Origin of the sequence: Rubinisphaera italica (assembly GCF_007859715.1) — a bacterium.
GTDB lineage: Bacteria > Planctomycetota > Planctomycetia > Planctomycetales > Planctomycetaceae > Rubinisphaera > Rubinisphaera italica.
Genome location: NZ_SJPG01000001.1, coordinates 6,159,239 through 6,185,263, shown reverse-complemented (window position 1 = coordinate 6,185,263; position 26,025 = coordinate 6,159,239). Strand labels below are relative to the sequence as shown.

Here is a 26,025-nt window from a genome sequence, read left to right as displayed (position 1 = left end):
TGACTCACCCAAGACCATCACACGAAATCAAATATTGTCGCTCCAGGTGAAACTCCCGAAAAACTGAATTGAATCAATCGTCATGACTTCCAACTCCGATGAAAAACTACCGGAAAAGAATCCAGATCCGCAGAAACCATCTGCCGGAGATGAAACTCTACAGGAAGAGGACTTCCAGATCGATGAAGTAAATCGTGAAGGCGAGCGTACCATTCAGATGGATGATGATGCGGATTCGCTCGACGATTCCAGCGAAGATTCTGGAACTGGTCAGCAGACAATTGTCGATGAGGACCTCTTTGGAGTGCATCATCAGGCTGGTGATCAGACGATGGTTGAGATTCCTGAGGGACATTCAACCGATTTCCCAGACGATCCGGGAGCCACCTATGTTTCTGATGACGATCTCGTCCCGGATGATGGTGGGCGAACGATGGAGATGTCCAACGATGAACTGACGGCTGATGAGAGTCGCACCATTGTTGATCTCGATTCTGCTGATACCGATGGCATGAAGACGATGGTCGATGATTCTCAAGTCGGAGACGATTTCGACTTGAGCAAAACCTGGGGGGTGGAAATCAATGCGATTACCGATCCTGGCATGACCATTCGAGCCGCTGAAATTGAGCAGACGAGTGGACCTGGAACCCACTCCATTCCTCGACGCGAACTGATTGAAAGTGGTAAGCAGGACTTTCCTAAGGGAGAGTATCAGTTGCTCAATATCCTCGGTGAAGGAGGCATGGGCGTTGTCTGGGAAGCTCGGCAAAAAGCGATCGAGCGAAATGTAGCGATTAAAATGATCAAAACCCGCATGGCGAAAAAGCCAAAGCAGGTTGAGAAATTCATCGCGGAAGCAGTTGTGACGGGAGATTTGGCGCATCCGAATATCGTACCAATCCACGAACTGGGACAGGATACCGAAGGAAATTATTTCTATGCGATGAAGCATGTCCAGGGAACGCCCTGGAACAAAGTGATTCGCAATAAATCGTTGCACGAAAACCTCGACTATCTCCTTCGTACTTGCGATGCGATCGCCTTCGCACACGCTCGCGGTATCATGCACCGCGATCTCAAACCCGAAAACATCATGCTGGGAGATTTCGGAGAAGTTCTTGTGATGGACTGGGGGCTGGCATTACCAACCGAAGAGTTCACAAAAAAAGATTTAATCTGCAGCACCCACGGCATGGGAGGAACGCCCGCCTACATGGCTCCTGAAATGGCAACCGGACCATTGGACCGAGTCAGTTATTCGAGCGATGTCTATCTGCTCGGTGCGATTCTCTACGAGATCATCTCCGGATACCCGCCGCATCGTGGGAAGTCATCGCAGGAATGTCTGGCTGCGGCAATGCGAAATAAAATCGCACCAATCGAGCAACACAACGAACTGGCAGACATCGCATTCAAATCGATGGCGTTAAGCCCTTCAGACCGATATCAAACCGTCAAGGAATTCCAGGGAGTCATCCGCGATTATCTGGCTCATGAAAAAAGCCTGACTCTTTCCGATCGTGCGACGAAAGAATTAGACAAAGCCACCACGACGCGAGACTATGCTCAATTTGCACGCAGTGTGTTCGGGTTTGAAGAAGCGATCACACTTTGGCCAGAGAATGAAGAGGCCCATCAGGGACTTCGCTCTTCTCGGGCCGCTTATGCAACGACGGCTTTGCAGAAGCTGGATTTCGACCTGGCAGAATCGTTAATCAACGATGCAGAAGAAGAAAACCAGGATCTGCTTACTCGTATTCGAGTCGCCAAGCAGGATCGTTTGACACGAAAACGGATGTTTCAAATTGCCAAAGGGGCGGTTGCTGTCCTGGCAGTCGCTATTTTTGTCATTATTGGAACGTCTTACTATCTGATTAACGAAGAATACCAGCGCGCCGTGCTGGCAGAAAAAGAGGCGAATAATCAGAAAAATATAGCGATTGGAGAAAAAAAGGAAGCTGACCGTCAACGCGGGATTGCACAAATAGAACGTGATAACGCGGAAGAAAATCGTGTGCTGGCGGTCATGGCTCAGAAGACTGCCGAAGAGGAAGAAGAGAAAGCTCTTGCTCAGAAAAAGATTGCAGAAGAGCAAACAATCATTGCTGTCGAACAACGAAGCGTTGCAGAAAAAGCCCGTAAAGAAGAGCAGTATAAATCCTATATCGCCAGTATTGGTTTGGCTGCAGCGAAGGTTGAAGAGAATGCGTTTTCGGATGCTCTCTCCCTACTGGAAGCCTGTCCACCCGAGTTAAGACACTGGGAGTGGGGTCGACTGATGTATTTGTGCAGTCAAAGTGCAGCCAGCTATCCCTGCGGTGCCCCTGTCGACGGATTGGCACTTTCTCCCGATAATACACAAATGGCAACTGCCAGTTGGGATGGCCAGATTCGTATCTGGGATGTCGCATCCGAACAGGTTTTGCATTCGATGGCTCACGATGGAATTTACGTCCATGCGGTCGACTGGGCACCCTCAGCCAACCTGATTGCCAGTGGAAGTAATGATAAAAACGGAAACCTGAAATTCTGGAACCCGGTTACTGGCGATTTAGTCGGCTCCTTTAAAGCTCATAGCGATGATGTTGTCGGAGTTCGTTTCAGTGATGATGGTAACTGGTTAATGACATGTTCATACGACAACACGGCCAAGCTCTGGAAAGTGATCGACAATCAGGAAGTTCAGGCTGTTTGCACTATGCGTGGCCATACCTGGTGGGTTTGGGATGCCGCATTCATCCCTGGATTTGATCCTCAAGACCCAGAGAAAAATCGTGTTGTGACCGTCAGTCAGGATGGAAAAGCAATCATCTGGGAAATCGCAGCCGATGCACAGTCTGCAGAACCGAAAGTTGAATACCTGGAACATAACGGACCTGTTTATACGGTTGATTATCATCCACAGGGGCAAGCGGTCGCGACAGGTGGATATGACCGCACAATTCAATACTGGAAACCTGCAGATATCCAGCCGTTCGACTTTGGTGCCGCCGTGAATGGCGAGCAGATTGAAACACAGCAGCACATAACATTCAACGAACATACTGGGCCTGTTCGATCCGTCCGGTTTTCTTACGATGGCGAATTGCTTACAAGTGGTTCTCAGGACAATTCCATTAAAGTCTGGGATTTGAAAGCAACCTCTGCAATTAAAACATTTCGTGGTCACGACAGCGCAGTGCGTGCCTGCGTGATGACCCAGGATGGACGCAGTTTGCTTTCCTGTTCGGAAGATCAACGGGCGATTCGATGGTCGGTCGATGATTATGCCGAAATTCAAACATTAAATGGTCAGGAACTCACAGGGCATCGCGATGCGATTCTCTCTGCCCAGTTTTCGCCCAACAGTCAACAGGTGTTGACCGCCAGTCGAGATCGCTCGGCATGGCTCTGGAATATTCAAACGGGGAAGCCGGATGTGATTTTTCAGGAAGGCCATCAGTATCTCAGTTCCTCGGCTCTCTTCCTGAAAGATGAACGAATTCTCGCAACCGCTGCGGCTGACAATTCCGTCCGTTTCTGGAACACATCGACAGGAGCGGAGATTGTCCGGTTTCCCTCGACAGGACGTTCAGGCCTGGTAGCGATTTCGTCAGATGAAACCTTAATGGCGACCGGCAGCGAAGATGATCGCATTCTGATTTGGGATTTATCCAATATCCTCAGTGATCCCAAGCCCCTGCTCAAGCAGGAACTCTCAGGTCACCAGCATTCAGTGACGGCACTGTGTTTTATTCAAGGAACTCATCAGCTCGTGTCTGGGGATGCTCATGGTCGCTGTATCAAATGGGAAACTGATCAGGCCAGAATTCTGTGGAAAAATCGGGATCACACTTTGAAGATCTCTGAAATTCGTCAGGCAGACAGTCCTCCCGTTTTGTTGACTGCGAGCCACGATCGCACGATTGGAGTGCGCTCGATTGAAACAGGGGAAGAAATCGTTTCGAGAGTCATGAAGCACGACGGTCCTGTGATTTCCTTTGATGTTTCGAAGGATGGAAAAACAGTGGCTTCAGTCACTGCGATTCCAGAATCAACACAGGAAAGTACATCCTCAACGGAATTGTCGATTTGGAAATTAACCGAGAAGCCAACCGTTAAACAATTCATGCTGACTGGAAACGTGGTGAACGACATCATCACCGCTGAAAACGGCCAGGTCTGTTATGCAACGTGTGGAAATAACACAGTTCAGCGAATTGAAACGGCAACAGGTCGATCCGAATTGTTTATCGATGGTGCCGAACATGGGGGATTGCTCTGGTCATCACTGATCAGCCAGGATGGACGTCGACTGCTCACAATTGGCGGTATCGATGCCCGATTGTGGGATGTGAGCACGCGGCGGGAACGTATGTCGTTTGGCCCCCATGGAGCGGTTGCTTCTGCGGCGATGAATCCGAATGGGAAAACAATTGTAACCGGCAGCTGGGATCGTTCACTCAAATTCTGGGATGTCGCTTCCGGTCAATCACAGCGGAAAATTACCAATGCCCATCAGGGATATATTAATGATGTCGAGTTTTCGCACGATGGTCGCTATTTCCTTTCAACGGGAGATGATGGCCTCGTTATTCTGTGGGACTTTCAAGAAGCGACTGAAGTGCTGCGGATCCCTGCTGATCAGTCCGGAATTAATGTCGCGGTATTCTCACCGGATGACAAACAGATTCTCACCGCATCTAGGAATCGAACTTTGAAATTGTGGAATGCAGAAGATGGAAAACTGATTCGCGAATTCGAAAAGGCTCATGACTGGAGTATTCTCTCTGCACGATTTTCACCCGATGGCACACGGGTCATCTCAGGGAGTGAAGACAATAAAGCGATCTTGTGGGATGCGAGTACTGGCAAACCGATCTCCGAATTAAAGGGACACACCGCTGCCGTCACTTCAGTAGCCTATTCTGTCGATGGGAAACGTATCCTGACTGCAAGTCGCGATAACACCGCTAAACTCTGGGATGCAACAGCTGGCAACGAAGGTAATGAAATCCTGACGTTGAAAAAACATCAGCAGGAAGTGACCGCCGTCGATTTCTCCAGCAATTCTCTGGAGGTACTAACTGGCAGCCGGGATGGAACGGCCATCATCTGGCCCGCTATCAACTGGGGGATGAATCCAGCTGCAATCAATGTCGTTATTGAAGAGTAAAAACATACACTCCCATCGACTCACTCGCTTGCGATTCGTGCTTGGATTTACTCTCGATACATCAGGACAACTTACGACTGATGATTTCTTTAGCTTCTTCGCAAAGAGCGGTAGCCTGATCATTTTCCGGAGCTTCGGCGATCACTCGAATGATCGGTTCGGTATTGCTGGCTCTGACTTGAACCCAGCGATCATTCCAGTCGAGTCGTAAACCATCGCCTTCCGTCGCAGTGGCATCCTGATAGTGTTCTCGCAGTGCTTCGCATGCCTTGCCAACTGCTTCCTGTGGACATGTGAGTTTGGACTTCACAATGGCATATTTGGGAATCGTTTCGACCCACTCCGAAAGAGAACCTCCTTTCCTGGATAGGCCAGCCAGGACATACGCCATCGAAACGAAACTATCCCGAACAAAGCCGACCTGAGGTTCGATCACGCCGCCATTACCTTCTCCACCGATCAACGCATTGCAGGCTTTCATCTTTGCGACGACATTGGCTTCGCCAACATGCGAGCGATGAAATTCGCAGCCATACTTCGCTGCCAAATCTGCAGTCACCCGACTGGTCGAACCATTCACAACGACTGGTCCTTGATTTCGTTCCAGGACATAATCGACGGCTAAAGCCAGTGTCAGTTCTTCACCGATATAATTCCCATGCTCATCGACAATAGCCAGTCGATCAGCATCGGGATCCTGAGCGAATCCAACATCAGCTCCTTCTTTTCGAACTCGTTCGCTCAAGGTCGTTAAATTTTCAGCCAATGGTTCAGGCGTATGAGCGAACTGACCGTCTGGTGTGCCCCCCATCACAATCACTTCGCAACCGAGTTGCTCGAGCAGTTGAGGAGTCGATACCGCTCCCGATCCATGATTGCAATCCAACACCACTTTGAATCGCTGTTGACGAATCGCTTCGACATCAACCAGGGAAAACACACGTTCAAAGTGAGGACCAGCAGGGTCTTCGAGCAGTTCGACGGTCCCAATTTGATCGTATGTCACATAAGAAAATTTACCGGACTCCAGCAGTGACAACAGTTGCTGTCCTTCTTCTCGATTGTAAACCGATCCTTGGGCATTGAATGGTTTCAGTCCATTCCACGGCACAGGATTATGACTCGCAGTGATTTGAATTCCGCCTGCTGCTTTGTGATGGGTGACCAACACGCCACAGGTGGGAGTTGTTGCGATACCGGCATCGATCACTCGACAACCCGTCGCCATCAAGCCTGAGAGCACCGCATGTTTGACCATTTCTCCAGACGAGCGACCATCGCGGGAAACGACAATACTTCCCCCTTTGGCAATTGTTCCCACTGCTGCCGCAAACTGACAAAGAAAATCGGGATCTAAACCTTCACCGGCTACTGCGCGTAAGCCGGAAATACTAAGAATTCTTTGCATGATCGAGATTCAGTTCATGATTGATTATGGCGTATGATGTAGAGGGTGTCGGATTTCTTACCCTTCCCTGATGAACAGAGAGAATATTGCATCGGCAAGGATTTGATAACCTCAAATACTTACGCAATAAAGGCATAATAGTAGAAGATCAGTCCCGTTATTGAGGTAAGAACCAGATCGATCGTGCTTAGCCAGGCTAGAGTTTTGTGGCGTTTACTGTACGGGCCTGGCTTGATCGGATCGGGAAAGCGGCGCAAGGCTTCGTAGGTTGTCCAAATCCAGAGGATCGGCGTCGAAATGGCAAAGATCAGGTGGATACGAAGTATTTGAGAAACGTCTGCGAGTTCCGCGGTCGACATGCGGGGAGCTGCGGGATCTTTATTGATGATATTTTTCCAGCCACCATGCAACTGCATATCAATTTCAAATAAGCCAACTGCTGTCAGCAACAGCAACCCCATGAGTAACTGTGCGACTTTATGCTTTCCGTATTTGTGCCGATATTTGACCAGCCAGATACTGTAAACCAAAAGCGGAACAAGAAGGATGAGTGCACAGACAACCACATCGAGCATAAAAGAGGCATCGTAACCTAGAAAACCCCGGTTCATGCTCAATTCCTGTCCGTTAAATTGCTTAAGAGTGCCTGAAGTCGATCGGATCTCTATTTGTATATTGAAATAGGAGAGAGCGTTGTAGCGAGCAGGCTAACACCGAATCTCAAATTAAGATCTCAATAAAAAAAGCCGCATTCAGAAATGCGGCCTGATGTTTTATTTGACTGAGACAATACTCAGTTAGACACAACGGGTTCAACGTTAATGCGTCGACCTTTTTGATCGAAGTAAACAGTCCCTTCGGTCAATGCAAATAAGGTGTAGTCGCGTCCCATGCCGACATGCCGCCCCGGGTGCCATTTGGTACCACATTGACGAATGAGAATATTGCCAGCCAGTACGGATTCTCCGCCGAATTTCTTCACGCCCCGTCGCTGTGCGTTGGAATCGCGTCCGTTGCGACTGGAACCCTGTCCCTTCTTATGTGCCATGGGAAATCTCTGTCTGCTTGTAAACCGTTGTGAAAATTGAAGTTATGTCCGACCCACTCAAGTAGGCATTAATCTTGAATTCAAGATCATATCGGCTATTCCAGTCGGTTTCAAGATCGCGCGTCCTTTCATTTTTACAAACTTTTGGTCTTTTGAGAGTCAAACTGATCGATTGGGAATCGATCCCGCTAAAAATGATGAAAACTTGTGGAAAACATTCGAGATTTTTGAGGAGCCTGAGAAGTGGGTTTGTTCTGCTTATAAGGAAGGGGAGATGAGCCTGCCTGTTAAGCTATGAGAACTTTGACGACTGTTCCGGTTAAGGTTGCCCAAAATCGATGCCATCGTTCACTTTTCGTTAAGTTGCCTGAGTATCCTGAGCTATGCTTGAGTCAAAATCAGGACATTGCGATGAATTCCTGCAATATCGATCGGAATGAAGGAATGATGTTTGCAACGTGCTGGTTGATAAGTTGATAATGGATGTTCAAAAAAAGTAAAAATTCAGGACGTCAAGCCGCAGGACGTTGCTATGGCACAACAATAATGATCTACACATCTGAGAGGGGAGAGATTTCGATGAGAAGGATGATCGCTGCAATCGCGGTGACGGCGATGTTGACATCAGCCGGGGTGGCTCAAGCAAGGGGACTGTGTGGTGCCTGCAATTACCATTGCTGTCCACCTGTTGCCTGTCAGCAGACCGCCTGTTACACCACTTGTAAAGTGGAACGAGAGACCTGCTATCGTACTGTGTACGAAAACGTCTGCGAGCCTCAGCAATACACGGCTTGCCGTACTGTTTACGACACACAATACGAGGATGTGCAGCAAACTTGCTATCGCACTGAGTACCAGCAACTGTGCCGCACAGAAACCTATCAGGTTCAACGACCTGTTTACGAAACCAGTTTCCGAGAAGATCGATATACGGTCCAACGACCTGTCTTCGAAACTTCACAGCGAGAATGTTCCTACCAGGTCCAGAGACCAGTCTGGGAAACCCACCAGAAACAGGTTCAACGAGTGGTCTGCCGTCCTGTAACAGAGACGATCAACCGTCAGGTCAATCGAACTGTTTATCGGACAGTGACTGAAACAGTAAATCAGACACGTTGTTATACCGTGATGAAACCTGTTACCACCTATCGACCCGTTCAACGAGACTGTGGCCGATATGTTTGCCAGCCTGTCCAACTGCCAGGTCCACTGGTTCCACGAATGGTATGTGATCCTTGCGGCTTGCCTCGCGTTCGTATGGTTCGCTGCCCTGGCATCACTGTTCAGCGTCGTGTCTGGTGTCCGAATATTGTCACTCAGCAGATTCCCTGTACTCGATATGTACCTCAGGTCGTACAGCAGAATTGCCCGGTACAAGTTTGCCGTGTCGTTCCAGAAACAGTCTGCGAGAATGTACCTTGCCAGGTAACACGCTTGCAAAGAGAAGTCGTTACCGATTCTGTTCCTGTTCGCACCTGTCGCTGGGTTACAGAAACAAAAACCCAAATGGTTCCCGTTCGAACTTGCCGAATGGTATCTGAAGAAAAAGTCTGCCGCACTCCAGTGCGAACCTGCAAAATGGTGACAGAAGAATGTTCTCGTCAGGTTCCCTATACGGTTTGCAAGCAGGTGCCATATACCGTCACTCACCGAGTCGCGAAATGTGTGCCACGTCAGGAAAACTATACCTGCACTCGCATGGTAACACGCACAGTGCCTCGTCAAGTTGCCTATGAAGTTTGCAGATTAGTTCCTGTCACAGTCTGCAATGAAACTCCCTGCAACACAGGTTGTAGCGATTGTCAAAATTCAGGAACTTACGAGTCAAATCGTTTAGTTCCCGGAACCATTCAAAACAATGGTGACCTTCAGCCACAACCCGATAATATCGGTGGTGACGAAATCTAATCTCACGATTACATTTCAGCTACATATCAATTGAGCAGACGACTTCCGGGTCGTCTGCTTTTTTATTTGAATTATGAATTCTTCTGAGAAATGAGAAACGGCGTCTAAATCTAATTAAACTCTCTCGACTGAAACAAATTGAAGTTGTAGACTTATATCAAAGCATTTCTAAATGCAATATTCCTTCGCAGGTACGGTTATTGCTCTAAAACGTACAGTTTGCTCAGCTAGAATGCGTAAAATCAATTATGGAAAGACTATAGATACGAACTCATCAAGTCTGTTACTCGTTATGACAATATAACCTGCAAGGCACACAGACCAGTCGATTTTTTTCTGCATTAGCTCTTCCTGAAAATCCTAATTGAAGAAGATCCTTATCTATGGACTCATCAGAGTTAACTTCTGAAATCAAGCCGGAATTGAAATCAAAGAACTCTTTTGAAGCAGAATTGCCTGTTCTTCAGAAAGACTATCCGGGGATCTCGGAACGCTCACTTCTAAATAATGTTCTTCAGCATTCTTCTTTAATTTTATGGGCACTCGATAAAGAAGGTAGGTTCATCCTTTCGACTGGTGCTGGACTGAAGATGATTGGTTTAACCGTTGGAGAAGTCATAGGTGCCTCTCTCTTCGAGATGTATGCAGACCACCCAAATATTTGTGAAAAGGTCAGAAGCGCACTTAATGGAGAAGAAGTTCAGGAATTCGTAGAAGTCGATGGGCATGCCTTTGAAACCTGGTACCGACCAATAATAACTGAGGGTTCTCAAATCAATGGTGTTGTCGGAATCACAAGTGTGGTGACTGATCTCTACGAAACACGCAAGGCGTTAGAAAAAAGTGAAACGCGTTTTGAGAAACTGGCTCAAATGGCGCCAGTTGGAATTTTTCAATGCAATCTCAAAGGCAGAATCATCTTCGCCAATCGATATTTCTGGTCATGCTTCAAAGAGGAAACATACGAAAATATTTCACAGAATATCCAAGCCGCTGACAATCTGAAATCGTCCGAACTGACTTGGCTAGAGCTATTCCATTCAGAAGGGACAGATTCTCTGGAGGAGCAATGGAAAGAAAGTCTGGATAATGGCCAGGCATTTGAATCTCGTTTGATTCCCCGCCAACCAGCTAAAGATATCAATCAGGTTTTGTTGCGTCTGGAGAAAACGGAATCGGATGGGTTTGTCGGAATCGTGGTGGACATGACGGCTGTCCAGAAAGCGGAAAGCGTATCTGCTCTTCGTCACCGGGAATTAGAGAAAGCTGTCCAGTATAGAACCATTGAACTGATTGAACTCAATACCAAGTTAAAAGCTGAAGTGGAATCGCGAAAACGTGCGACTCAGGAACTGCAGCTTTCTCAGAATCAGATGCAGTCCATCCTGGAAAACACTGTGGATTCCATCGTTCAAATTGACCGCGAAGGCCGTCTGGAATATGTCAATCACACTCGATCAGAAAACCCATCCGAGGAGGTCATTGGATCAACTGTCTTCGATTGGCTAGATCCTGCTGATGCTAAAATTGCACAAGAGACCTTGCGGCGCGTCATTGATAACGGAGAACAGGTCGAGCAACCTGCAATGGTGAATCTCCCTGATGGTAACCAAGCCTATATGACTGGCCGGTGGGGACCGATCTGGCATGATGAAAAAGTCATTGGCGCAACGATTGTCGCAACTGATGTAACCGAAATGCGGAATATGGAACTGGAATCCAAACGCCGTCAGGAAGAGTTGGCACATATGTCTCGTCTGAGTTTGATCGGCGAAATGTCTGCCCGCTTGTCCCACGAATTGAAACAACCCCTGTTTTCCATCGGAAGTCTGGCGACTGGCTGTCTGAATTATGTGGAAGCAGGCAAAATTGACCCCGCAGAATTAAAAACCATGCTTCAACGGATTGCCAGACTTTCCAATGAATCCCGAGACATCGTCGAAAATACCAAAGATTTTGCCATAAGAAGGCCATTTCAGAAAAAGTCTGCTCAGGTCCAGGAAATTATCGAGCGGTCTTTAGATCTTGTCAGTGGCGAATTCAAAAAATCTGAGATTCTCATTGAGCAGACGTACGAAGATCACTTACCCGCGGTGAATGTGGACCCGATTCAAATTCAACAGGTCTTTGTGAATCTCATCATGAATTCCATCGATGCCATTCGCGTCAGCCACAAGCAATTGTCCCATCAAATTACGATTTCTGCTAAACCCTTAAACGAGGAATTCGTTATCGTCAATGTGAGTGATACCGGTGATGGATTTCAGGAAATCGAACCTTCAAATTTATTTGAAGCCTTTCGATCGACGAAAGAAAACGGACTGGGAATGGGGCTGGCAATCTGTCGTGGCATTATGGAAAACAACCTCGGCGAACTGAAACTCCTTTCAACAGGAGAGGAAGGAACTTATTTTCAGATTAATTTGCCTATTTATACACCGGCCAATAAGGTTTGATTTCCAATCTCATCTCCGAGAATGTCTCAAACGATTTCATGAGAATTCACTTTTGAGATCGTAATTACACTCCAGAACATAGCTTCCCGCAAATATTTCGTTTAAGGTAAAGATCTCTCAACCAGACAAACCCAGCGAAATCTCGCGGAGCTTTTATGAAGATCATTCCCGTTCTCGATATATTGAACGGAGTGGCGGTACATGCGGTGGGTGGATTGCGAAGTTCCTATCAACCACTCAAGTCGAAGTATTGCGAGAGTCCATGTCCAGTTCAGATCTCAGAGAATCTGAAAAGTCGATTTGGCATCTGTGACTGGTATATTGCGGACCTCGACGGCATTGTCCACAGACGCTGGAATCTGGAATTGCTGAACACATTGGCTGGAAGCCTGGGGCGAATTCGTATTGATGCCGGGATTCGTCAAATTGAAGACCTCTTCGAACTCGGCTCTCTAGTCTGTTCGAACCGCTGTATTGTTGCGAGCGAGTCGTTGACAGATTGCTCGGTGCTCGATTCCCTGGCCTGCATGTGCGAACCGAGGCAGTTTGTGTTCAGTCTCGATCTGGTCGATGGTCAACTGAATGCCCCAACTGGAGCCTGGGGAACTCGTTCACTCATGGAAATTGTCGAATACGTCGTCGATCTGGGAATCCAGGAGTTAATTGTCCTCGATCTGGCGTATGTCGGTGGCGAGAAAGGGCCGGGAACCACTGAGCTTTGTGCAGGCATCCATCGTGAATTCCCGCATCTGCAAGTGATGACTGGAGGTGGAATTCGCAACTGCGATCAGATCAAAAGGCTCGAGCAGTCCGGTGTCGATGCTGTTCTCATCGGGACGGCTTTGCATCACGGATTGCTGAATGAAGAGATCATATCCCGTTATTGTTCGGGAGAATCAGGTAACAATTCGAACACAAGAGGGTGATCAGAATTCGGGTCTGAGACGCGGAGTGAAATTTTACCATCCAGCAAATTTTCGAGCATTTCTCCACACAGATTATATCGCCAACCGTGAGCCAGTTTCGGAACGTCTGATCCCTGATCTCCCAGATACCAACGGACGAAATCCCTCAAATCGTTGGACGTTGCGACAATGGCCGGCGAAAGATCGGCCTCTGCACAGCAATTTGCCAGTGCAATCGCCAGCAGTTTGCCGAGGACATGCTCTTCCTGCTTGGAATGATCGACACTGTCTGACTTGAGTTTTTCCGGCAGTTCGTGTTCAGGAGTTTGACTCGCTTCCTGAATCACTCTGATAATATCAGCTGCGTGTCGCTTGTAGTTCCCTCGCTGCATATCGCGGGACGAAAGGACTTCAGCTTCTGTTTTAGGATGTCGATGAGCCAGATCGACGAGCAGGTCATCTCGCAAAATGGTCCGAAAAGGGCGATTGGTTTTATCGGCAACACCTTCCCGCCACCGAAATAGATCGCGGGCAATACCCAACTCGAGTTGAGAAAGTCGTCCCAGTTTTGGAAGCTTTACCCAGGCATCGCCGCGGGTACGCTGAGCTTCAACAAGAGTGTCGACAAATTCCTGACATTCCTGATCAGCCCATTCTGTCCGCTTCGTCGATTTGAGTCGACGTCGTTGCTTAGCAGCGATGTCAATCAGATAACGTACATCTTCGACGGCGTATTCAATCTGCTTGGTAGTCAATGGACGCTTCGCCCAGTCCGTACGAGTCTCTTTGCCATGAATCCGTTTTCGCATGACTTTCTGCACAATTGCCGAGTGGGAGAGCGGAAAGCCTCTACTCAGCAGTCCCTGAACAATCTGCACATCGACTAGATTCCCGGGAGCTTTTTCAATTGCGTGCCAGCAAAAGAGAATTTCTTCTCGCCCGCCATGCACAATAATTCTCGTTTCCTCATCTGCCATGATTTCCCACCAGGGAGTCAAATCGAGTCCATCGAGCGGATCGACGGCGACCATTTCTTCCTTGGTTCCGAATTGCAGCAGGCAAAGTAGGGGGCGGAATGTATGTTCGGAGACAAATTCGGTATCGAAAGCGACTTCGCCACAGGCGTGCATACGCTGGCAAAGTTCATTGAATTCAGATTGAGACGTCAACAATTGTGGAGGCATAAATCAGCGATGTGGATTCGTTGGTGCAATAATATGTGTAGGTTACGTCTACTCAATACTTGAACAGACCAATAAAAATAATAAAACCGCCAAGACGCCAAGATCACTAAGACGGTGAAGATTTCCCACTGGATTTTGATCAGAAACAAATCTCTCATTGCTGAAAGGATGCCTCTAAGAAAGATCTCTTAAAATTCTTGGCGTCTTGGCGGTTAAACAGAAATTACATTCTTTCAGAAGTTTCGATTCCAAGCAAGTTCAAGCCCTGTTTTAATGTGCGAGCGGTCACATCGCATAACTTAAGTCGACTGATGCGAACCGCTTCGTCGTTCTCTTTGGCGACCGGGCAGCGATCATAAAATGTGCTGAAACTATTAGCCGTTTCGAATAGATAGTTCGTCAGCAGGTTCGGTTTCAAATCCTGAGCAGTCGCAGAAAGAGCTTCTGAAAATCTCAATAATTGCAATCCAAGTGCCCGCTCGGCTTCGTGAGCTAAACGAATCGGCACATCATCCCGCTGCCGAATGTCTTTGCGTTCGACGTCTGCTTTGCGGAAAATCCCACAGACTCGTGCATAGGCATACTGCATATACGTCGCCGTGTCGCCTGTCATGGAGAGCATTTTGTCCCAGTCGAAAATGTAATCGCTTTCCCGATTGTGATGCAGATCCGCATATTTGATGCCCCCCAGCCCCACAATTTCGGCAATCTGCTTTCTCTCGGTTTCATCGAGTTCCGGGCCATTTGGCTTTGCCTCATCGTTTGACGTGATAATCGCCAGTGCTCGCGAGATCGCTTCATCAAGCAAATCTCCCAAGCCTACGGTATCCCCCGAACGTGTTTTAAATGGCTTACCATCCTGTCCCATTACCGTGCCGAATGAAACATGCTGCAGGTTCAGATTTTCATAACCCCAACGGCGAGCGGTCCCAAACAGCATCTGAAAATGTTCTCCCTGACGCGCATCGACAACATACAAAATCGAAGTCGCTTCCAATTTTTCGACGCGATAGCGAATGGTCGCCAGATCAGTCGTCGCATAAGTGAAGGCTCCATCCTGTTTCTGCACAATAAAGGGAGCTTTGAAATCGGGCAGGAAGACGCACATCGCCTTCTGGCTTTCCTCGGCCAATCCTTTCGTCTTCAACTCTTCTACGACATCCGCCAATTGTGGCTGATAAAAACTTTCCCCCAGTGAGTAATCGAAATTGATATGCAGACGGTTGTAGATGACATTCATCACGTCCAGGCAGGCCGGCAGAAATTCATCCCACAGCTTTCGATTCTCGGCATCCCCGGCATGCAGTTTTGAAGTTTCGAGACGAGCGTCGGTATGTATATTCGGATGAGCGGCTGCAAGAGGACCGTAGATTTCATCCTGCTCAATCTCGGCAATCAGAGACTCCGCTTTGGTGACGGATTGTCGAATCGATTCGAGATCACTTCGCAGCTTTTTGAGTTGTTTCTTCCCCTGCTTATCATCCTGCTCAAACTCAGCCTCGGCAGCGTTCACTGCCTGCTCGGTTTCGCTCAACTTCCATTCCAGTCCAGGCAGGGTTTCGACAGTTGTATGATATTCACTCAGCTTATTGACCAGTCGGTACAGCCGCGATAATTCCGCAACCGGTTCCTTCTCATACGCTTCCTGATCGACAAAGTTGCGATAGCCATAGAGAATCATGCCGAACTGAGTCCCCCAGTCGCCGATGTGATTATCACTGGTCAGATCGTGTCCAAGAAACGAGAGAATTTTATAAAGGGCATCGCCAATGACGGTACTACGCAAGTGTCCGACATGCATCGGCTTGGCAACGTTCGGCGAAGAATAATCGATGACGATTTTTTCTGGCGACTTAACCGCTTCAACGCCTAGTCTTTCGGAAGTGAAGACTTCAGCAAACTCCTGTTCGAGCAGATCTGTCTTCAGTTTCAAATTGATAAACCCTGGCCCCGCAATCTCGGGTGGTTCACACAGATCACTGACATCAACTTCAGCAATCATATCGGCTGCAATCTCACGCGGCGGCTTTCCCAAAACTTTGGAGAGAGGCATGGCGCAGTTCGCCTGATAGTCTCCAAACTGAGCATTCTGAGCAGGCAGGACCATCGCGATATAACGACTGGGATCATCGACTTTATTTTCGAGGACAATTTGAAAACGATTTCGAAGGACTTCAAGAAGATTCATGAGAGACTCGAGCAGTGCCTGTTCAGGCAATAATGATTTCGATGATGTTAAATGTATAAACAGTATTTTAGCCGTTTTGTTCCTGACCCGAAACGTAAGAGAGGGGAAAGCGTTCAGAAAATATGACGCTTTCCCCTCATGAAGGTTCGGATTAAGTGCGAAGACTAAATTTTAGACTGCTAAGAGATTAATCTTCCGTTTCGCGCAACTTGGCCAGTACGGTGAAATCTTCCAGAGTCGTCGTATCACCAGCCGACTCCCGTCCTGCGGCAATGTCTCGGAGCAGACGTCTCATGATTTTTCCAGAGCGGGTTTTGGGCAATGCGGCTGCAAAGCGGATTTGATCGGGAGTCGCGATCGCCCCAATCTGCTTACGGACGTGTTGGGTCAGTTCTTTTTTCAGTTCTTCAGAACCACCATCTTTGGCAGTGACAAAACAACAGATGCCTTCTCCCTTGAGTTCATGCGGAAAACCAACGACAGCCGCTTCAGTCACCTGTTCGTGAGAGACCAGAGCCGATTCCACTTCCATCGTACTGAGTCGATGTCCGGAAACATTCAGTACATCATCGACACGGCCCATCACCCAGTAATAGCCATCTTCATCCTTGCGAGCACCATCGCCAGCGAAGTAGCAGCCATCAATTTTGGAGAAATAGGTGTCAACGAAACGTTCGTGATCGCCATAGAGTGTTCGCAGCATGTGCGGCCAGGGTTGAGTCATGACCAATAGTCCACCCTGATTATCGCCAACTTCCTGACCACTCTCGTCGACAATTGCTGGCACGACACCCGGTAGCGGTTTTGTACAACTTCCCGGTTTTGTCGGAGTGATCCCCGGCAGCGGGCTAATCATGATGCCGCCCGTTTCGGTTTGCCACCAGGTATCGACGATCGGACAACGTTCGCCCCCGATGACCGTATGATACCACATCCAGGCTTTCGGATTGATCGGCTCGCCGACGGTTCCGAGCAATCGCAGGCTGGAGAGATCAGCTTTCTGAGGGAATTGATCACCCCATTTCATGAAGGCGCGAATGGCAGTCGGAGCCGTATAGAAAAGGGTGACTCGATATTTTTCGACCAGTTCCCAGAAGCGGCCTTCATCCGGCCAGTTAGGAGCGCCCTCATACATCATGGTGGTCGCCCCGTTTGCGAGCGGACCGTAAACGATGTAACTGTGGCCGGTAATCCAGCCGATGTCTGCCGTGCACCAGTACGTATCTTCTGGTGATAAATCGAAGACCCATTTGGTCGTCATCTGAGCGCCGAGCATATATCCGGCTGTGGTATGCATCACGCCTTTCGGCTTTCCGGTACTTCCGGAGGTATACAGAATGAAGAGTGGATGTTCGCTGTCGAGTGAGGCAGCCGGGCAGTCAGCCGATTCGTTTTCCATCAGCTCGTGCCACCAGTAATCGCGATCGGGAACCATCGTCACGTCGGCTCCTGTGCGTTGATAGACGATCACCTTTTCAACCGTCGGCGAGCGTTCCAGACTTTCATCGACAGCGATTTTCAACGGCACTTCTTTGCCACGACGCCAGCCGGCATCGGCAGTGATGACTAGTTTGGCTTCGGCATCGTTATTTCGATCCGCGACGGCATCGGCACTGAAGCCGCCAAAAATGATTGAGTGAGTCGCACCAATCCGGGCACAGGCGAGCATCGCGATGGCCAGTTCTGGAACCATCGGCATGTAAATTGTAATGCGATCGCCAGCTTCAATCCCCATGCGTTTCAGAACATTGGCAAACCGGCAAACTTCCCGATGCAAATCCTGATAGCGAAGCACGCGAGTATCACCCGGTTCCCCTTCCCAGATAATAGCCGCTTTGTTGCCATGGCCAGCTTCAATATGCCGATCCAGGCATTGATAGCTCGCATTGATTTTGCCCCCTTCAAACCACTTCGTTTCTGGCATTTCACCAGACATCGTCGAGGTGAACGGTTCAAACCAAGTCAGATTTTCCTGAGCCAGTTCGCCCCAGAATTCAGCGGGATTGTCTTTGGCGTGCTGCCAGGCCTGCTCGTATTCCTCTTCCGTCTTAAAGCTGACCCGAGGTGTGAATTCGGCGGGAGGTGGAAAAACGCGGGTTTCGTGCAGAACACTTTCGATATTGCCAGATTCCGAGGCGGACATACGCAGCTCCGTTATTTTGTCTGAATTGTCAATCTGAAGAGATTATAAAAGTCGTAAGCAGTCGATCAGGCTGTGCCTGACGTACGGACTAATCCTGAATTGAAATCGGTAGAATTTGATCTATCGACCGATAGTAAAGCGATTGATCGCAAACGTCAACGAAATCCGCTTAGCCGCGTGGAACACAAATGACTACACAATTCAGGAATCACGCTAACCGGTAAAGCCCGCACCACTTACCGGAGCTTATTAAACAGTGGGAGACGGGCCCGCTCCGCTTCAGCGGAAGCCCCCAAAGTTCTGGGCTGTTCTTCGAGATCGCGCCATCACACACTGCACAAAAACAGGCAATCAGCTTCAATTCGTACTCCTAACGATACAGAGCTTTATAGCTTGTGCAAATTTTCAGTTTTCTGATTCGCTGAGTTTTCGGGAATTGGACGGTATGGCGGCTAGTGGCGGAGCTGATTCGTCAGTTGTGCTTCATCTCACGAATAAAACTTGGATATTATATGGCAGGCGATATCGGCAGAATTCGCAGAGGAGCTTTCAATCGGCCAGTTGATTTGCTTCGACGATTCGCCGGCGAGTGTCTTCGGAAATCGCATCTTCCCAACTCAACTCAATGTCGCGTTCTTTCGCACGCTGCAGAGTGATCAAAGCCGTTTGAACATCGGCTCCCTGGATGATGGCTGATTCGATGTAGTCATTGCGAATGTCGAGCCCGCATTGCCTGGCCATGCAAATCATATTGACGACATGCTTGCAATCTGATCGTCGCAACTTCATGCCTACTAGATTTAAGAGTGAGACTTTTGCTCCGCACATGGTCGCCTGGAGCCATAGGCGAAATAAATTGGCGAACAAAAGAAGAATGATCAAGCCTATGATCAGCACGATCACCAAAAACACGATCATCACGATTTGCTCAGGCGGCATTGTGATTTCCTTCGCTGATTTACGAACAGTCAAATGTGTTCAACTGCCCATCACTATACCAGATTGTCAGGAAATATCTCCCCAGAGTATATCCTTGGCAGGAAAGACCGGCCCCTCGACACAGGAGCGGCGATAGTCCCACGAACCCTCGCCCGTTTTGATGGGCACGACACAACTGAAGCAGGCCCCAAATCCACAGGCCATTGGGGTTTCCAGAGAGGCCCAGCAGCGGACATCATATTTCGAACAGAGTTCTGAAACCGCCTGCATCATACGCAACGGGCCACATGTCAGTACGACTTGATCGTCTGCTGATCCGGATTCGAGCAACGGTTTGAGTAGATCGGTTACCAGTCCATGATGACCGGCGGTACCATCTTCGGTGCAGATTTGAATGTCAAGTTCGTTGAGATCGGAAAGGTCATCCATATTCGCCTGAAAACAGGCCGAGCGAACTCCGTAGATGAGGGAAGCTCGTTCTGCTCGAATTCCTGTCCGCTGGGTTTGCCCATACTTTTTCTGCAGTAAGGCTTCCCGGCTGACTGCGACAAACGGAGTATATCCAATGCCACCAGCGACCTGAATCAGATGTTTGGTCTCCAATTCCGGAAACCCATTGCCGAGTGGTCCCCAGATTTCCAGGTTCTGACCGGGCTGAACGTCTTCAAGAAGTGCGGTCATCTTACCAACGACATGAAACCCGACATCGATCCCAACTGGTTTACCATTTTCCAGATACGTATCGTAAAGAGCAAAAGGCCGACCGAGCAGGGGATCGGTACGATCGGGAGAGCGAAGCATGAAGAACTGGCCCGGAAGAATGACCTGAGCCAGTTCCGGACATTCGAGCCGAACGCGATAGTTTTCCTGAGAGAGCGTAGCGAGTGAAATCACTTTCGCCCGACACTGCATTGCACACGTCGATTCACTTATCATTCGTTTCCCAACTTTCCGATCCGCAAACTCGACATCATTGGAAATGGGGTGGCGGGGGCGCTCCGCTTCAGCGGAAGCCCCCGAATGATTAACGCCTCGGGGACTTCTCTTTGAGAGCGCCCCCGCCACCCGCTGTTCCTATTTGATGTGCCAACTTTTTTGTTGTCAGGCAGTGCCTGACCTACACCTATTTCTTTGGTCGGAAGTAGTGTGTTGCCTGTCCGAACAATCCTTCAGCCGATTCCATCACGGTTTCCGAAAGGGTTGGATGAGCGTGAATACTCTCCGCGATATCGCGAGCAACTGCTGCTGTTTCGACAGCCAGAACGCCTTCGGCAATCATTTCACCTGCTCCCGGGCCGACGATTCCCATGCCGAGAATTCGCTCGGTTTTGGGATCGAAGATTAACTTCGTTAAACCTTCCGTGCGTGAAATTGTTTGAGCACGACCAGAAGCTGCCCAGGGAAAACGAACAACGGTCACTTCCCGCTCATCGCGTTGAGCTTCCGCTTCCGTAATGCCACACCAGGCGAGTTCGGGATCAGTAAACACTACTGCCGGAATTGCGATGCAATCGAACTCAGCAGGTTCTCCCAGAATGACATCGACTGCGACTTTCGCTTCGCGTGTCGCTTTGTGAGCGAGCATCGGTTCGCCAGCCACATCTCCGATTGCATAGATGGCAGGATCGCTTGTTTGCTGACGCTTATTAACTTCGATAAAGCCCTTGTCGGTCACTTTGACTTTTGTTTTATCCAGGCCAATATTACCGGCATTCGGACGGCGTCCGACAGAGACCAGAACCCGGTCAAACGTCATCTCGGCAGGGGCATCCGCCCCTTCGAGTTCCGCGACGATTCCCTCTTTCGTTGCTTTGAGGCTGTTCACTTTCGTCGATAGATAAATTGATTTGAGTTGATGACTCAATCGTTTCTGCAACGGTTTCACCAGATCCCGATCAGCTCCCGGTAACAAGCCATCGGTCATTTCGACAACTGTCACTTCGGAACCGAGTGCGGCATAAACGGAGCCCATTTCGAGACCGATGTAGCCGCCACCAATGACAAGCATTTTTTCGGGAACATCTTTCAACTCGAGTGCACCAGTCGAATCCATCACCCGTTCATCGCCAATGTTGAATATACCGGGCATTGCGGGGAGCGAACCTGTAGCAACGATGGCGATATCGAAGGTGAGCTTGCCCGTCGAGCCATCTTTGTATTTCAGCTCCATCGCATTGGAATTAAGAAAACTTCCTCTGGCTTCGACCAAATCGACTTTGCGAGTTTTGCAGAGCGAACGAATCCCACCCGTTAATCCAGTCACGACTCCATTTTTAAAGTCTCGCAGCTTATCCAGATCGACTTCCGGCTCTGCAAACTTGATGCCCCACTCGGCTGCTTCTTTCGATTCATTGAGCAACTTAGCGACGTGCAGCAACGCTTTGGAAGGAATACATCCCCGGTTGAGACAAACACCGCCGGGTGCGACATCGTCGTTAACGAGAATGACTTTTTTCCCTTTATCGGCTGCTTCGAAAGCGGCGGGATATCCCCCAGGACCCGCTCCCAGAACGACAACTTCAGCATGTAAATCAGAATTTGACATCAATCGATTTCCTCAACGCGACAACATCAGCCGCTCTGTAAGATCCGCAGTGCGGACCTAATTTGATATTGATCTGGAAAATTCAACCCGGGGTGGCGAGGGCGCTCCGCTTTAGCGGAAGCCCCCGGAGTTATAGGTTTCGGGGGCTTCTCTTCGAGAGCGTCCCCATCACCCTCTTCTATGCAACTCACGAACAAAACGCATTAACATTCTGAGAGTAGGGTGAATGGATCGGAAAGTAATGCGGACAACTTCACAATGAATCGAGCGGCGTCGGCTCCATTGATCACCCGGTGATCATACGAAAGCGACAATGGCAGGATCAGTCGTTCTTCGAGTTCTCCATCGAACAGTTTCAATTCTTTCTGCCCGCGAGACATTCCGAGTATCGCCACTTCTGGATAACTCACGATCGGTGTAAATCCGGTTCCGCCAATGCCTCCCAGATTCGTGATCGTAAACGTGCCCCCCTTCATGTCGTTCATGGAGAGCTTGCGATCACGGGCTTTGTTGGCCAGTTCCGTTACTTCAAGTGCGATCTGCAAGAGTGACTTCTTATCAGCATCCCGCACGACAGGCACAACCAAACCGTTTTCGGTATCTACGGCGATCCCAATATTGAAATAGTCTTTGTAAACGATTTCGTTAGTCTGGGGGTCGAGACTCGAATTGAATTTCGGGAAAGTTTTGAGAGCCGTCACTGCGGCTTTGACAGCGATGGCGGTCATTGTCACCTTTGGACCGTTTTTGCCGGTTCCCTGCAGGAACTGCTTGCGAGCCAGTTCGATATCCGTGATATCGGCCATGTCCTGCTGTGTCACATGTGGGATAACATTCCAGGACATCGAGAGATGCTGGGCGGCCATTTTGCCGATTTTGTTCAACGCTTCACGATGCGTATGTCCAAACTCGCTGAAGTCAGGCAGAGCCGGAGCCGCCATCGGGCCGCTACCGGAACCACCAGACGCAGCCGGGGCAGTTAATCGAGCTTTGACGTAAGCCTGAACATCTTCCTGAGAGATTCGTCCCCCAGGTCCACTCCCATTCACTTGATACAAATCGACGCCAAGGTCGCGGGCCATTCTGCGAGTCGCCGGGCCAGCTGGGGCAGGGGGACGATTTTCTTGATCGCCCGATGTGGCCGAAACTTCCTTTACAGGAGATGGCGAGGCGGATTGAGCAGGCGGAGTTGGGGCTGGTTTGGATTCTGGAGCCGATTTGGGCGGTTCTTTCGTTTCCGGTTCCTGCTTTGCGGCTGGTTCCTCTTTTTTCTCTTCACTCTTCCCGCCACCGCTACCTTCTTCAATGGTGAACAGCGTCGCACCGATTGGCACCGAATCTCCGGCAGAGACGTGAACCTTCACGACCGTCCCCGCATGGGGACACTCAATTTCCGCGAGAGCTTTTTCGGTTTCCACTTCGGCGACAACCTGATTGGCTTTAATCGTATCGCCCTCAGAAACATGAATCTCTGCGATATCGGCAGAGGTCACACCCTCGGCAACTTCCGGTAATTTGAATTCAATAGCCATCCGATATGGTCTTTCTAAGGCATAGTCTGAGTTGCAACACCACGATGCGGCATGGAATTGTCTGGTCTCTCAGTATAAATCCCGCTCAATGGAGCAAATTAAAAATGAGGTTTCTCTTTAAATCGAACTCAAAGTCTCGACTCTTGATCAAATCTCATTGATTCATCTTCTAGAACATATTCAAAAATTAACTTCAGCGTCTAGCAGGAGCAAACACAGTGTTTTTAGGACATTTGGTGTCCAAGCGACTGCAGAAACCATTTGAAAATGGTCTAAACAATAATTCATCGTCATAAAGAAGTATAACTACCATAACGCAGACGAAAAGCGTGTCGACACAGAACCACTCGGCTTCCCATTCCAAACTGTCCAAGTCAGATGCATCTTGCAATCACACTCGCATGCGAATATATTGATTGATCGTTTGTCTACATTCAAAATTAAGCCATTTCGGTAACGATATCAATATGTGGAAATCCGCTTTAAATGCCAAAAATCTGAGACTTGCAATTGCCTCCAGTCTGATTTTGGTTTTGATGCTGAACACTTCCGCAACGCACTCTGCCGAAGATTTTTCAGAATCATTCCAGTCACTGACCCAAAAGCATTGCGTAAAGTGCCATGGGGCAGAAGAGGAGATTTACGGCGAAGTCAATCTCCAGGAACTTTCGCTCGATGATCTGAAAACGAACAGTGAACTGTTACGCAGTCTGATCGACGTCCTCGATCTGCAGGAAATGCCTCCCGAAGATGAGCCTCAATTAGCTGCTCAAGATCGACAGTTACTGGTGATGCAGTTTCAGAGCATGCTCCACAAATCACTCGCCAGTGAACGCCGCTATCTGCATACACCGATCCGCCGCATGAACCGCTTTCAGTACAACAATGCGGTTGTCGATCTGTTTGATTTGAAGTGTATCGTGTTCACTCTTCCAGAAAAAATGATGCGAGATCACAAGGGTTATTTTCAACCCGAAACGGGAAAAATGGCCGAGGTTGTGACTGTCGGGTGTCGTCCGCTTGGGAAGTCTCAAATGATCGAACCACGGCTGATGGGCGTGGCCGCGTTTCCGCAGGATCTTCGAGCAGAGCATGGTTACGACAATCGAGGCGATCATCTTTCACTATCACCACTATTGATGGAAGCATTTCTGAAGCTGGGGCAGTCGATCGTCGAGAGCCCTGATTTCACACCGAAAAACGTGGGCATCTGGCGAGAATTCTTTGCCGCTCCCAAAGCGGATGTCGATCAATTGGTGGAGGTGAGACATCGGCTCAAGAAATTTCTCTTCAAAGCATTTCGACAGCCAGTTGCCGAGAGTCAACTGGAGCGTTACATCGGCTACGTGCAGCATCAGCTTGAATCAGGTGTTCCCTTTCCTGAGGCGATGAAATCCGTCGCAGCTGCGACGATTGCTTCACCAAACTTCCTGTATCTCTACGATAAGACTGATGTTAATGAGACATCGGAATTACTCGATGACTTTGAACTCGCCTCTCGACTTTCCTTTTTTCTCTGGGGGAGTCTGCCCGATGAGATGCTGCTCGAACTTGCGACGAACGGAGACTTGAGCAAACCAGAAGTCCTTGACGTCCAGGTGGAGAGGATGCTCAAAGATAAGAAAATCAAACGATTCTGCGATAGTTTCCCCTCTCAATGGCTACAGTTGGAGCGGATCATTTCTTCGGTGCCGGATCGCGGGAAATATCCCGATTTTTATTTTTCAAAGTATCGCGACAGCATGCACATGATGCTCGAACCGCTGCTGCTGTTCGAAACGGTACTCATTGAAAACCAGCCGATCACACAATTCATTGATTCCGACTTCACTTATCGGTCGATCTTGCTGGAAGAGGCTTACGGAGAACTCGCGACCAAGCCCGTGGATAAGAAACGGGATGAGGTGACAACATTGACCTTCCATCGAGTTCCTGTGACCGATCGCCGGAACGGAGGCTTGATTACCAATGCAGCCGTGATGACGATGACTTCTGGACCGGAACGAACTCAACCGATTACCAGAGGTGCGTGGATTGCCGGCGTGATTTTCAATAATCCTCCCGAGCCTCCGCCAGCCAATGTGCCTGCCCTCGGTGAAAAACCAGCCGAAGGCGAAGAACATTTGACATTAAGAGAACGGCTCTCGCTGCATAGGGAACGCTCCGACTGCAAGGGGTGTCACGAGCAGATAGATCCTCTCGGTTTTGCATTGGAAAATTATAATCCGATTGGAGTCTGGCGTGATGAGTATGAGAATGGTCGAGAGATCGACATGCAGGGCACATTATTTCGGCAGCATCAGTTCAACAATGTGATCGAATTTAAGGATGCGATCCTGACGGAAAAAGATCGCTTCACCCGGGCACTGGCAGGGCACTTGCTTTCGTACGCACTAGCCCGTGAACTCGGAGCAGCCGATCAGATTGCACTCGATGAAATGACACAGTCGGTTATCGCAGATGAGTATCGATTTCAATCCCTGATCAAACAGATTGTTTTCAGCGAACCGTTCCAAAGCAAATCCGGTCCGAAGGCTCATATAGCCTTGGAATAGAACTACAATTAATTTGAGATCATAAAGTGGGCGGCGGGGGCGCTCCGCATACGCGG

At 49.0% G+C, this 26,025-nt stretch carries 15 protein-coding genes; 5 read left to right on the top strand and 10 right to left on the bottom strand.

All coding sequences use genetic code 11. The features are described from left to right. Positions 1-82 precede the first annotated feature (82 nt). On the top strand, positions 83-5,158 hold the full coding sequence (locus Pan54_RS23660) for a protein kinase domain-containing protein (protein ID WP_146505904.1): 5,076 nt from the start codon (positions 83-85) through the stop codon (positions 5,156-5,158). Between the two features lie 61 nt (positions 5,159-5,219). On the opposite strand, the gene glmM is transcribed toward Pan54_RS23660, so the two are convergent. The 3 genes from glmM to rpmA form a co-directional block, all read right to left on the bottom strand. After that, the gene (glmM, locus tag Pan54_RS23655) at positions 5,220-6,566 is read right to left on the bottom strand and encodes a phosphoglucosamine mutase (RefSeq protein ID WP_146505903.1); all 1,347 of its coding nucleotides are present in this window, start codon (positions 6,564-6,566) and stop codon (positions 5,220-5,222) included. Between the two features lie 119 nt (positions 6,567-6,685). Further along, the gene (locus tag Pan54_RS23650) at positions 6,686-7,177 is read right to left on the bottom strand and encodes a DUF420 domain-containing protein (RefSeq protein WP_146505902.1); all 492 of its coding nucleotides are present in this window, start codon (positions 7,175-7,177) and stop codon (positions 6,686-6,688) included. A 182-nt stretch (positions 7,178-7,359) separates the two neighbouring features. After that, positions 7,360-7,614: a 50S ribosomal protein L27 gene (gene rpmA, locus Pan54_RS23645; protein WP_146505901.1), complete on the bottom strand. Its 255-nt coding sequence runs from the start codon at positions 7,612-7,614 to the stop codon at positions 7,360-7,362. Between the two features lie 579 nt (positions 7,615-8,193). Between rpmA and Pan54_RS23640 the strand changes: the two genes are divergently transcribed. From Pan54_RS23640 to Pan54_RS23630, 3 genes are all read left to right on the top strand, one after another. Continuing rightward, positions 8,194-9,522: a hypothetical protein gene (locus Pan54_RS23640; RefSeq protein WP_146505900.1), complete on the top strand. Its 1,329-nt coding sequence runs from the start codon at positions 8,194-8,196 to the stop codon at positions 9,520-9,522. Positions 9,523-9,905: 383 nt separating this feature from the next. Beyond that, positions 9,906-11,978 (top strand): PAS domain-containing sensor histidine kinase, encoded by a 2,073-nt coding sequence (locus tag Pan54_RS23635; RefSeq protein WP_146505899.1) that lies wholly within the window; start codon positions 9,906-9,908, stop codon positions 11,976-11,978. Positions 11,979-12,133: 155 nt separating this feature from the next. Beyond that, the gene (locus Pan54_RS23630) at positions 12,134-12,904 is read left to right on the top strand and encodes a HisA/HisF-related TIM barrel protein (RefSeq protein WP_146505898.1); all 771 of its coding nucleotides are present in this window, start codon (positions 12,134-12,136) and stop codon (positions 12,902-12,904) included. On the opposite strand, the gene Pan54_RS23625 is transcribed toward Pan54_RS23630, so the two are convergent. The 7 genes from Pan54_RS23625 to Pan54_RS23595 all read right to left on the bottom strand — a co-directional run bounded on the left by Pan54_RS23625 (position 12,859) and on the right by Pan54_RS23595 (position 23,414). Then, positions 12,859-14,067, bottom strand: coding sequence for a ribonuclease D (locus tag Pan54_RS23625; RefSeq protein WP_146505897.1), 1,209 nt, complete (start codon positions 14,065-14,067; stop codon positions 12,859-12,861). The genes Pan54_RS23630 and Pan54_RS23625 overlap by 46 nt on opposite strands. A gap of 223 nt (positions 14,068-14,290) precedes the next feature. After that, positions 14,291-16,255 (bottom strand): arginine--tRNA ligase, encoded by a 1,965-nt coding sequence (argS, locus tag Pan54_RS23620; RefSeq protein ID WP_146505896.1) that lies wholly within the window; start codon positions 16,253-16,255, stop codon positions 14,291-14,293. A gap of 187 nt (positions 16,256-16,442) precedes the next feature. Then, positions 16,443-18,398: an acetate--CoA ligase gene (gene acs / locus Pan54_RS23615; RefSeq protein WP_146505895.1), complete on the bottom strand. Its 1,956-nt coding sequence runs from the start codon at positions 18,396-18,398 to the stop codon at positions 16,443-16,445. Between the two features lie 549 nt (positions 18,399-18,947). Next, positions 18,948-19,337, bottom strand: a complete 390-nt coding sequence (locus tag Pan54_RS23610) for a flotillin-like FloA family protein (RefSeq protein WP_146505894.1) — start codon at positions 19,335-19,337, stop codon at positions 18,948-18,950. Positions 19,338-19,403: 66 nt separating this feature from the next. Then, positions 19,404-20,402 carry a dihydroorotate dehydrogenase electron transfer subunit gene (locus tag Pan54_RS23605; RefSeq protein ID WP_242631413.1) on the bottom strand — a complete coding sequence of 333 codons (999 nt, stop codon included), beginning with the start codon at positions 20,400-20,402 and terminating at the stop codon, positions 19,404-19,406. 58 nt (positions 20,403-20,460) lie between these two features. Continuing rightward, positions 20,461-21,882 (bottom strand): dihydrolipoyl dehydrogenase, encoded by a 1,422-nt coding sequence (lpdA, locus tag Pan54_RS23600; RefSeq protein ID WP_146505893.1) that lies wholly within the window; start codon positions 21,880-21,882, stop codon positions 20,461-20,463. A gap of 203 nt (positions 21,883-22,085) precedes the next feature. Further along, complete coding sequence (locus tag Pan54_RS23595) at positions 22,086-23,414, bottom strand: 2-oxo acid dehydrogenase subunit E2 (protein ID WP_146505892.1); 1,329 nt, start codon at positions 23,412-23,414, stop codon at positions 22,086-22,088. A gap of 467 nt (positions 23,415-23,881) precedes the next feature. Between Pan54_RS23595 and Pan54_RS23590 the strand changes: the two genes are divergently transcribed. After that, positions 23,882-25,969, top strand: a complete 2,088-nt coding sequence (locus Pan54_RS23590) for a DUF1592 domain-containing protein (protein ID WP_242631412.1) — start codon at positions 23,882-23,884, stop codon at positions 25,967-25,969. Positions 25,970-26,025 lie beyond the last annotated feature (56 nt).